This is a genomic window from Micromonospora sp. NPDC018662 (assembly GCF_044391475.1).
Lineage (GTDB): Bacteria > Actinomycetota > Actinomycetes > Mycobacteriales > Micromonosporaceae > Micromonospora.
This window is the reverse complement of the sequence record NZ_JBISAC010000006.1, coordinates 169,523-180,868: the sequence shown is the minus strand read 5'-3', so window position 1 is coordinate 180,868 and position 11,346 is coordinate 169,523. Positions and strand designations below refer to the sequence as shown.

General features: G+C 77.0%; 1 pseudogene. It reads left to right on the top strand.

Going from position 1 to position 11,346, the window contains the following annotated elements:
• Positions 1 to 42: 42 nt before the first annotated feature.
• Positions 43 to 11,307: pseudogene (locus tag ACH495_RS19400) on the top strand (type I polyketide synthase); the annotation flags it as partial.
• Positions 11,308 to 11,346: the final 39 nt, after the last annotated feature.

Sequence of the window (11,346 nt, the reverse complement as noted above, 5' to 3'; positions counted from 1 at the left end):
GCGGACACGGCAGTGGGCACCACCGGACCGGCGGGGGACGAGGCGCGGCTCCGGGAGTATCTGACCCGGGTCGTCACCGAGCTGCACCAGACCCGCCAGCGGCTGCGCGAGGTCACCGCCGAGGAGTCCGAGCCGGTGGCGGTGGTGGCGATGAGCTGCCGCTACCCCGGCGGGATCAGTTCGCCGGAGGAGCTGTGGCGGTTCGTCGCGGACGGCGGCGACGCGATCGGCGACTTCCCCGCCGACCGGGGCTGGGACCTCGACCTGCTGCACCACCCCGACCCGGAGAACGCCGGCACCTCGTACACCGCGGCCGGTGGGTTCCTGGCCGACGCCGGGCAGTTCGACGCCGCGCTGTTCGGCGTCTCGCCCCGCGAGGCGGTCGCCATGGACCCGCAGCAGCGGCTGCTGCTGGAGGTCACCTGGGAGCTGTTCGAACGCGCCGGCCTGGCGCCGCTGTCGCTGCGCGGCAGCCGCACCGGCGTCTTCGTCGGCACGTCCGGCCAGGACTACGCCGCGGTGCTGCACCGCGCGCCGAACGCCGAGGGGTACGTGCTCACCGGCACCGCCGCCAGCGTGGTCTCCGGCCGGCTCGCCTACACGTTCGGGCTGGAGGGCCCGGCGATCACCGTGGACACCGCCTGCTCGTCCTCGTCGGTCGCGGTCCACCTCGCCGCCCAGGCGCTGCGGGAACGCGAGTGCGGGCTGGCGGTGGCCGGCGGCGCCACCGTGATGGCCACGCCCGGCCCGTTCGTCGAGTTCTCCCGGCAGCGCGGGCTGGCCGCCGACGGCCGGTGCAAGTCGTTCGCCGCCGCCGCCGACGGCACCGGCTGGTCCGAGGGCGTCGGCGTGCTGCTGCTGGAACGGCTCAGCGACGCCCGCCGCAACGGCCACCCGGTGCTGGCCGTCATCCGCAGCTCGGCGGTCAACCAGGACGGCGCGTCGAACGGTCTCACCGCCCCCAACGGCCCGTCCCAGCAGCGCGTCATCCGGGCCGCGCTGGCCGGCGCGAAGCTCACCCCCGACCTGGTCGACGTGGTGGAGGCGCACGGCACCGGCACCACGCTGGGCGACCCGATCGAGGCGCAGGCGCTGCTGGCCACGTACGGGCAGGACCGGCCCGCCGACCGGCCGCTGCTGCTCGGCTCCGTCAAGTCGAACCTCGGGCACGCCCAGGCCGCCGCCGGCATCGCCGGGATCATCAAGATGATCTACGCCATGCGGCACGGGACCGTTCCGGCCACGCTGCACGTCGACGAGCCCACCCCGCACGTCGACTGGGCCGCCGGTGCGGTCCGCCTGGTGACCGAGCCGACGCCGTGGCCGGCCGTGGACCGGCCCCGCCGGGCCGCCGTCTCCTCGTTCGGCATGAGCGGCACCAACACCCACATCGTCCTGGAACAGCCCGCCGAGGAGGCGGCGGCCCCGGCCACGCCGGCCGACCGGACCGGGCCGGTGCTGGTCGCCGGCCGTACCCGTACCGCGCTGCGCCAGCAGGCCGAGCGCTGGTCCCGGCACCTCGCCGCGGACCCGGACCTCGCGCCGGCCGACGTGGCCTGGACGTCGGTGGTCTCCCGGTCGCCGCTGGAACACCGGGCCGTGGTGCTCGCCGCCGACCGCGACGAGCTGACCGCCGCGCTGGACGCGCTCGCCGACGACCGTACCGCCCCGCCGCTGGTCACCGGCGCCGCCGGGCAGCCCGGCGAGGTCGCGTTCGTCTTCCCCGGCCAGGGCTCGCAGTGGGTCGGGATGGCCGCCGGGCTGCTCGACACCGCCCCGGTGTTCGCGGAGAAGCTGACCGCCTGCGCCGAGGCGCTGCGCCCGTACGTCGACTGGTCGCTGCTCGACGTGGTGCGCGGCGCGCCGGACGCGCCGTCGCTGGACCGGGTGGACGTGGTGCAGCCGGCGCTGTTCGCGGTCGGGGTGTCCCTCGCCGCGCTGTGGCAGTCCTACGGCGTGCAGCCGTCTGCGGTGGTCGGCCACTCGCAGGGCGAGATCGCCGCCGCCCACGTCGCCGGCGGCCTGACCCTGGAGGACGCCGCCGCCGTGGTGGCGCTGCGCAGCCGGGTCATCGCGGAGCTGGCCGGCGACGGCGGCATGGTGTCCGTGGCGACCACCGCCGACGAGGCGACCGAGACGATCACCCGCTGGGCCGGGCGGATCTCCCTCGCGGCGGTCAACGGCCCGACCGCGGTGGTCGTCTCCGGCGACGTCGCCGCGCTGGACGAGCTGGTCGCCCACTACGAGGCCCGGGACGTCCGGGTCCGCCGGGTGCCGGTGGACTACGCCTCCCACTCCGCGCACGTGGAACCGCTGCGTGAGCAGCTCCTGGCCCGGCTCGCCGACGTGACGCCCCGCAGCGGCACGGTCCGGTTCCGCTCCACCGTGACCGGCGACTGGCTCGACACCGCGAGCCTCGACGCCGACTACTGGTACCGCAACCTGCGCCAGACCGTCCACTTCGACGACGCGGTCCGCCGCCTCGTCGACGCCGGCTACCGCACGTTCGTCGAGGTCAGCGCGCACCCGGTGCTCACCATGGCGGTGCAGGACAGCGCCGAGGCCGCCGCCGGCCCGGGCGCGGCCACCGTGAGCGGCAGCCTGCGCCGGGACGAGGGCGGCCTGGACCGGTTCCACCGGTCCGTCGCGGCGCTGCACGTCGCCGGTACGGCGGTGGACTGGCGGCCCGCGTTCGCCGGCCGGCCGGGCCGCCTGGTCGACCTGCCCACCTACCCGTTCCAGCGGCAGCACCACTGGGTGCCCGCCGGTGAGCCGGCCGTCCCGACCGCCGGCGCCGGCCTGCTCGACCACCGCTTCTGGGACGCCGTCGACCGCGCCGACCTGGACGCCCTGCGCGACACCCTCGCCGTCGACGACGCCGAGGCGGCCGAGTCGCTGCGCACGCTGCTGCCCGTGCTCGCCGGGTGGCGGCGCCGGCAGCAGCAGCACGACCAGCTCGACGGCTGGCGCTACCGGATCGAGTGGCAGGCCGCCCCGGAGCCGGCCGCCGCCGGGCTCGAAGGCACCTGGCTGCTGGCGGTCCCCGCCGGCCTCGACGACGACCCGGCGGTGGCCGGCGTCCGCGACGCGCTCACCGCCGCCGGCGCCGACGTGCGCCCGCTGGCCGTGGCACCCGACGCCGACCGGGCCGCGCTCGCCGCCGCCCTCACCGACGCCGTCGCGCCCGCCGACGCCGCCGACCGGCCCGCGCTCGCCGACGCCGCCGACGGGCCCGCGCCCGCCGACGACGCCGGGGCCGCGTCCGCTTCCGGTGCCGCCGGGGTGGTCTCGCTGCTGTCCTGGGCACCCCGCACCGACGCGGACCCGCTCCTGCCCGGCCTGGCCGCCACGCTCGCGCTCACCCAGGCGCTCGGCGACGCCGGCGTGGCCGCGCCGCTGTGGCTGGTGACCCGCAACGGGGTCGCCGCCGCCGCGTACGACCGGGGGACCGACCCGGCCCAGGGCGCGGTCTGGGGCCTGGGCCGGGTGGTCGGCGTGGAGGCCCCGCACCGCTGGGGCGGCCTCGTCGACCTGCCCGCCGAGCCCGACGCGCGCGCCGCCGGCCGGCTCGCCGCGCTGCTCGCCGCGCCGGCCGGCGAGGACCAGCTCGCCGTGCGCGGCCCCGGCGTCCTGCGCCGCCGCCTGGTCCGCGCGCCGATCGGCGACCGCCCCCCGGTACGTCGCTTCACGCCCACCGGAACCGTGCTGGTCACCGGCGGCACCGGCGGGCTCGGCGCGCGCGCCGCCCGCTGGCTCGCCGACGCCGGCGCCGAGCACGTGGCGCTGGTCAGCCGGCGCGGTCCGGACGCGCCCGGGGCCACCGAGCTGGCCGCCGAGCTGCGCGACCGGGGTGCCCGCGTCACGGTCGCCGCCTGCGACCTCGCCGACCGGGCCGCCGTCGCCGCGCTGCTCGACCGGCTCCGCGCGGACGGCCCGCCGATCCGCGCCGTCCTGCACACCGCCGGCCTGCCGCAGACCACCCCGCTGGGCGACGTCACCGCCGCCGAACTGGCCGAGGTGACCGCCGGCAAGGTGGCCGGCGCGGCCCACCTGCACGAGCTGCTCGCCGACGACGACCTGGACGCGTTCGTCGTCTACTCGTCCATCGCCGCCACCTGGGGCAGCGCCGGGCAGGCCGGGTACGCGGCCGGCAACGCCTACCTGGACACGCTGGCGCAGCGGCGACGTGCCGACGGGCTGGCCGGCACCGCCATCGCCTGGGGTTCCTGGGGCGAGGGCGGCATGCACGTGGCCGACTCCGACCGGGCACTGCGCCGCCGGGGCGTGCCGCCGATGGACGCGGACGTCGCGATGAGCGCGCTGCGGCAGGCCCTCGACCACGACGACGTGACGCTCACCGTCGCCGACGTGGACTGGTCCCGGTTCGCCCCCGCGTACGCCTCCGCCCGGCGCCGGCCGCTGCTGGAGGGCGTACCGGAGGCGAAGGCCGCGCTCGACGGCGGCGTGCCGGCCGACGACGCCGACGACGGCCCGGCGGCGACGCTGCGGGCCCGGCTCGCCGGCCTGGACCCGGCCCGCCGCGAGGAGACGCTCGCCGACCTGGTCCGGGAACTCGCCGCCGACGTGCTCGGCCACGCCGACGCCGCCGCGATCCCGGCCACCACCGCGTTCCGGGACCTCGGCTTCGACTCGCTGACCGCGGTGGAGCTGCGCAACCGGCTGGTCGCCGCCACCGGCCAGCCGCTGCCCACCACGCTGGTCTTCGACCACCCCACGCCGGTGGCGCTGGCCCGGCTGCTGCTGGCCACGCTGCTCGGCGCCGACCCGGCGCCCGCCGCGACCACGGTCGCCACCGTCGCCCCCGGTGAGGAGCCGGTGGCCGTGGTGGCGATGGCCTGCCGCTTCCCCGGCGGCGTCAGCGACCCGGAGGCACTGTGGCGGATCGTCGCCGACGGCGTGGACACGGTCGGCGACTTCCCCACCGACCGGGGCTGGGACCCGGACACGCTCGTCGACCCGGATGCGGCGTCGGCCGGCACCACCTACACCGACCAGGGCGCGTTCGTGCACGACGCCGGCCACTTCGACCCGGTGTTCTTCGGCATCTCGCCCCGCGAGGCCGCCGCCATGGACCCGCAGCAGCGGCTGCTGCTGGAGGCCTCCTGGGAGGCGATCGAACGGGCCGGCGTGGTGCCGGAGTCGCTGCGCGGCTCCCGGACCGGCGTGTTCGCCGGCACCAACGGGCAGGACTACCGCGCGTTGCTGCTGGTCGCCCCGGACGAGAGCTTCGGCGGCACCGACAACGCGGCAAGCGTGGTGTCCGGCCGGGTGTCGTACGCGCTGGGCCTGGAAGGACCGGCCGTGTCCGTGGACACCGGCTGCTCCTCCTCGCTCGTCGCGTTCCACCTGGCCGTGCAGGCGCTGCGGCGCGGCGAGTGCGACCTGGCGCTGACCGGCGGCGTGACCGTGATGGCGACGCCCGGGTTGTTCGTGGAGTTCTCCCGCCAGCGCGGACTGGCCGCCGACGGCCGGGTCAAGGCGTTTGCCGCCGCCGCCGACGGCACCGGCTGGGGCGAGGGCGTCGGCGTGCTGCTGCTGGAACGGCTCTCCGAGGCGCGCCGCCACGGCCACCCGGTGCTCGCCGTGGTGCGCGGCAGCGCGATCAACCAGGATGGTGCGTCCAACGGCCTGACCGCGCCGAACGGTCCGTCGCAGCAGCGGGTGATCCGGGCGGCGTTGGCGGACGCGGGGCTGTCCACGTCGGACGTGGACGTGGTGGAGGCGCACGGCACCGGCACCACGCTGGGTGACCCGATCGAGGCGCAGGCGCTGCTCGCCACGTACGGGCAGGAGCGGGAACAGCCGTTGCTGCTCGGCTCCATCAAGTCGAACCTCGGCCACACCCAGGCCGCCGCCGGCGTCGCCGGGATCATCAAGATGGTCCTCGCCATGCGGCACGGCGTGGTGCCGCCGACCCTGCACGTGGACGAGCCGTCGCCGCACATCGACTGGTCGGCCGGCGCGGTGGAGCTGGTGACCGAGGCGCGGGCGTGGCCGGCGGTGGACCGGCCGCGTCGGGCGGCGGTGTCGTCGTTCGGGATCTCCGGCACCAACGCGCACGTCGTCATCGAACAGGCCGACGAGCCCGACGCGCGGCCGGTGCCCGCCGTGCCCGGCCTGGTGGACACCGACGTCCGGCTGTGGCCGGTGTCGGCCCGCACCCGGGCCGGCGTCGCCGCGCAGGCCGCCCGGCTCGCCGCCCACCTGCGCGCCGGCGAGCAGGTCGACCCGGCGGCGGTGGCCTGGTCCCTGGCCACCACCCGCTCGACGTTCGCGCACCGCGCCGCAGTGGTCGGCACGACCGGCGACGAGCTGCTGGCGGCGCTGGACGCGCTCGCGTCGGGGACCCCGGCGGGAAACGTGGTGTCGGGCTCGGTCGTCGAGCACGGGCCGGGTCCGGTGTTCGTGTTTCCGGGTCAGGGTGGTCAGTCGGTGCGGATGGCATCCGGTCTGGTGGGCCGGTGTGCGCCGTTCGACGCGCGGTTGGCGGAGTGTCAGCGGGCGTTCGCCCCGTTCCTGGACGTGGACCTGGTGTCGGTGCTGACCGGTGCCGACGACGCCTGGCTCGACAAGGTCGAGATCCTGCAGCCGGTGTTGTTCGCGGTGGGGGTGTCCCTGGCGGCGGTGTGGCGGGCTGCCGGGGTCGAGCCGTCGCTGGTGATCGGGCATTCGCAGGGGGAGATGGCCGCCGCGTGCGTGGCCGGGGTGTTGTCCCTCGACGATGCGGCGAAGGCGGTGATCCTGCGAGCCCGGGCCCTGTCCACCCTCGCCGGTTCGGGCGGGATGTTGGCGGTGGATCTGCCGGTCGACGAGGTGGAGGCGCGGATCGAGGGCGTCGAGGGCACGGTGGTGGCGGTGCTCAACGGGCCCGGTCATGTGGTGGTGTCCGGGCCGCCGGACACCCTGGCGGAGTTGCGCCGTCGGTGGAAGGGCGAGGGGGTGCGGGCGAAGCCGGTGCCGTTCAACTACGCCTCGCACAACCCGGGCGTGGAGCAGATCCGCGAGCGGATGCTGGCCGACCTGGCCGGGCTGGCCCCGCAGGCGGGTCACACCCGGATGGTGTCCACCGTGACCGGGGACTGGGCCGATCCGGAGAGCATGGACGGCGGTTACTGGTACACGAACCTGCGGCAGCCGGTGCGGTTCGAGCAGGCGGTACGCACCGCGCTCGCGGCCGGGCACACCACGTTCGTGGAAGTCTCGGCGCATCCGGTGCTGACCATGCCGGTGACCGCGATCCTCGACGACACCGACACCACCGGGCACACCCTGTCGACGCTGCGGCGGGGCGACGACGACCCGACCCGACTGCTGACCAGCCTCGCGGTCGCCCACACCATCGGCCTGCCCGTCGACCTCACCACGGTCCTCGCACCCGCGACCACCGTCGACCTGCCCACGTACGCGTTCGACCGGAAGCGGTACTGGCTCACCACCACCGCCCGACCCACCCACGACGTCGCCTCCGCCGGCCTCCAGGACGCCGGGCACCCGCTGCTCAGCGCCGCGCTGCCGGTCGCCGACGACCGGACCGTGGTGCTCACCGGGCGGCTGTCCACGCGTACCCACCCGTGGCTCGCCGACCACGTCGTCGGCCGGACCGTGGTCGTCCCCGGCACCGCGCTCGCCGACATGGTGATCCGGGCCGGCGACGAGGTCGACGCCGGCCAGGTTGGTGACCTCACGCTGATCAGCCCGCTCGTGCTGCCCGCCACCGGCGCGGTCCAGGTGCAGGTGCGCGTCGGCGCGCCCGGCGACGCCGGCGAACGGGCCGTCACGCTGCACTCCCGGCCCGCCGACGACGGCGACGCCGACTGGACCCGGCACGCCGAGGGTCTGCTGCTGCCGCAGCTCCCGGAGCCCGTACCCGGGCCGGGGGAGTGGCCGCCGGCCGGCGCCGTCGAGGTCGACGCGGACCTGGACGCCTGGTACGCCCGCACCGCCGAGGCCGGCCTCACCTACGGCCCCGCGTTCCGCTGCCTGCACCGCGTCTGGCGGCACGGCGACGAGGTGTACGCCGAGGTGGCGCTGCCCGAGGCGCAGGCCGCCGACGCGTCCCGGTTCGGCCTGCACCCGGCGCTGTTCGACGCGGCCCTGCACGCCACCGGCCCCACCGCGCTGCTCGGCACGCCGGCCGAGGCCGGCAGCGGCTGGCTGCCGTTCACGCTCCGCGCGGTCACGCTGCACGCCCACGGCGCCACCCGGCTGCGGGTCACGATCCGCTCGCTCGGCCCGGACACGGTCGCCGTCACGCTCGCCGACCCGGCCGGCCGTCCGGTCGCCACGGTCGAGTCGCTGACGTTCCGCCCGGTCGCCGCCGGTCAGGACGACGGCACCGCCGCGCTGCGCCGCACCGCCGTGTTCCACCTGGACTGGACGCCGCTGCCGGCCACCGACGCCGTCACCGCCCCGGCCCGCTGGGCGCTGCTCACCGACGACCGCGCCGAGCTGGCCGCCAAGGAACAGACCGGCCACGGCCGGGCCGGCGGTGATCACGACGGGCTGGCCGCCGCGCTCACCGAGTCCGGTCACCGGGTGACCGTCCACCCCGACCTGGACGCGTTGCTCGCCGCCGTGGACGGCGGCGACGACGTACCGGAGATCGTGGTCGACCTGCGCGGCGGCCCCGACCCGGACCCGGAGCGGGTCGACGCGGACGCCCACTCCGCCGCCCGCGACGCGCTCGCGCTGGTGCGGCAGTGGCTGGCCGAACCGCGCCTGGAGGCCGCCCGCCTGGTGCTCGCCACCCGCGGCGCGGTCGCCGCCGCGCCCGGCGAGGCCCCCCGCGACCCGGCCCGCGCCGCGGTGTGGGGGCTGGTCCGCTCCGCCCAGTCCGAACACCCCGGCCGGTTCACGCTGCTCGACCTGGACGACGCCGCCGCCACGCTCGACGCGGTGCCCGCCGCGCTCGCGTCCGGCGAACCGCAGCTCGCGCTCCGCGACGGCGCCGCCCTGACCCCCCGACTGGTCCGGGCCCGGGACACCGGCGTGCTGACGCCGCCCGGCGACCGGCAGCCGTGGCGGCTCGACGTCACCGAGAAGGGCACGCTGGAGAACCTGGCGCTGCTGCCGGTGCCGGTCGAGGCCGGCGCGGTGCCGGCCGGGCACGTCGCGGTCGAGATGCGCGCCTCCGGCCTCAACTTCCGGGACGTGGTGCTGGCGCTCGGCATGGTCCCCGGCCAGGAGGTGCTCGGCAGCGAGGGCGCCGGCGTGGTGCGCGAGGTCGGCCCCGGCGTCACCGACCTGAAGCCCGGTGACCGGGTGATGGGCATCTTCGCCGGCTCGTTCGCCACCGTCGCGGTCACCGACCATCGCATGGTCACCCGCATCCCGGACGGCTGGTCGTACGCGGAGGCGGCCGGCGTGCCGGTGGTCTTCCTGACCGCCTGGTACGGGCTGGTCGAGCTGGGCCGGCTCACCGCCGGGGAGTCGGTGCTGGTGCACGCCGCCACCGGCGGTGTCGGCATGGCCGCCGTGCAGATCGCCCGGCACCTCGGCGCCGAGGTCTACGGCACGGCCAGCCCTGGCAAGTGGCCGGTGCTGCGCGCCACCGGCCTCGACGACACGCACATCGCCTCCTCGCGTTCCCTCGACTTCGTCGACGAGTTCCGGGCCCGCCGCGACGGGCGCGGCGTCGACGTGGTGCTCAACTCGCTCGCCGGCGCGTACGTGGACGCGTCGCTGCGGATGCTCGACAGCGGCGGCCGGTTCGTCGAGATGGGCAAGACCGACCCGCGCGACCCGGCCCGGGTCGCCGCCGACCACCCCGGCGTCAGCTACCAGGGCTTCGACCTGATGGCGGCCGGCCCGGCCACGGTCGGGCGGATGCTGGCGGAGCTGATGGCGCTGTTCGCCGACGGCGCGCTGCGCCCGCTGCCGCGCCGCACCTGGGACGTCCGGCGCGCGCCCGAGGCGTTCCGCTTCCTCAGCCAGGCCCGGCACGTCGGCAAGCTCACGCTGAGCATCCCGCTGGCGCCCCGGCTCGACGGCACCGTCCTGGTCTCCGGCGCCACCGGCACGCTCGGCGCGCTGCTCTGCCGGCACCTGGTCGCCGCGCACGGCGCCCGGCACCTGCTGCTGGTCAGCCGGCGCGGCCCGGACGCCGAAGGCGCCGACGAGCTGCTCGCCGACCTCAAGGCGCTGGGCGCGGAGGTGCAGCTCGTCGCCGCCGACCTGGCCGACCCGGACGCCGTCGACGACGTGCTGTCCCTGGTGGACGCGCGGCACCCGCTGCGCGCCGTGGTGCACACCGCCGGCGTCGTCGACGACGCCACCGTCGAGTCGCTCACCCCGGAGCGGCTCGCCGCGGTGCTGCGCCCCAAGGTCGACGCGGCCTGGAACCTGCACCGCGCCACCCGCGACCACGAGCTGACCGCGTTCGTGCTCTACTCCGCCGCCGCCGGCCTGATGGGCGGGCCGGGCCAGGGCAACTACGCGGCCGGCAACGCGTTCCTCGACGCCCTCGCCGAGCACCGGCGCGCGTCCGGGCTGCCGGCCGTCTCCCTGGTCTGGGGCCTGTGGGCCACCGCCAGCGGCATCACCGGCCACCTCGGCGCGGTCGACCGGCGGCGGCTGGAACGCAGCGGCCTGGTGGCACTCACCGACGACGAGGCGCTCGCGCTGTTCGACGCCACCTGGCGCTCCGAACGGCCCACGCTGATGCCCGCGAAGATCAGTACGCAGGGTGCCGGCGGCCCGGTCCACCCGCTGCTCACCGCGCTGGTCCGCGCCGGCACCCGACGCGGCGCGGTCACCGAGGCGGCCGGCGGCCCGGCGTACGCGGAGACGCTGCGCGGCCTGTCCGCCGAGAAACGCGAACGGGCGCTGCGGGACCTGGTGCTGGCGCACGTCGCCGTGGTGCTCGGCGTCGGCGACCCGGCCGCGGTGGAGCCGGACCGCGCGTTCCGGGAACTCGGCTTCGACTCGCTCACCGCGGTCGAGCTGCGCAACCGGCTCGGCGCGGCCACCGGGCTGCGGCTGCCGGCCACGCTGGTCTTCGACAACCCGACCCCCGCCGCGCTCGCCGCCCACCTGGCCACGCAGATCGCCGTGCCCGACGGCGCGGCCGACGCCTCCGGTGGCGTCGGACGGGACCTCGACCGGTTGGAGGCGGCGCTGGCCGGGCTCGACCCGGACGACGAGGCGTTCCGCGGCATCACCGAGCGGCTGCACGGCCTGCTGGACCGGCTGACCGCGCGGGAGGCGGCCGCCGACGACGGCGACCTGGAGTCGGCCACCACCGAGAACATCTTCGACCTGATCGACCGTGAGCTGGAGACGTCTTGACCGCCGGCCGCGACGACATCGGTACGCCGAGTGAGGGTA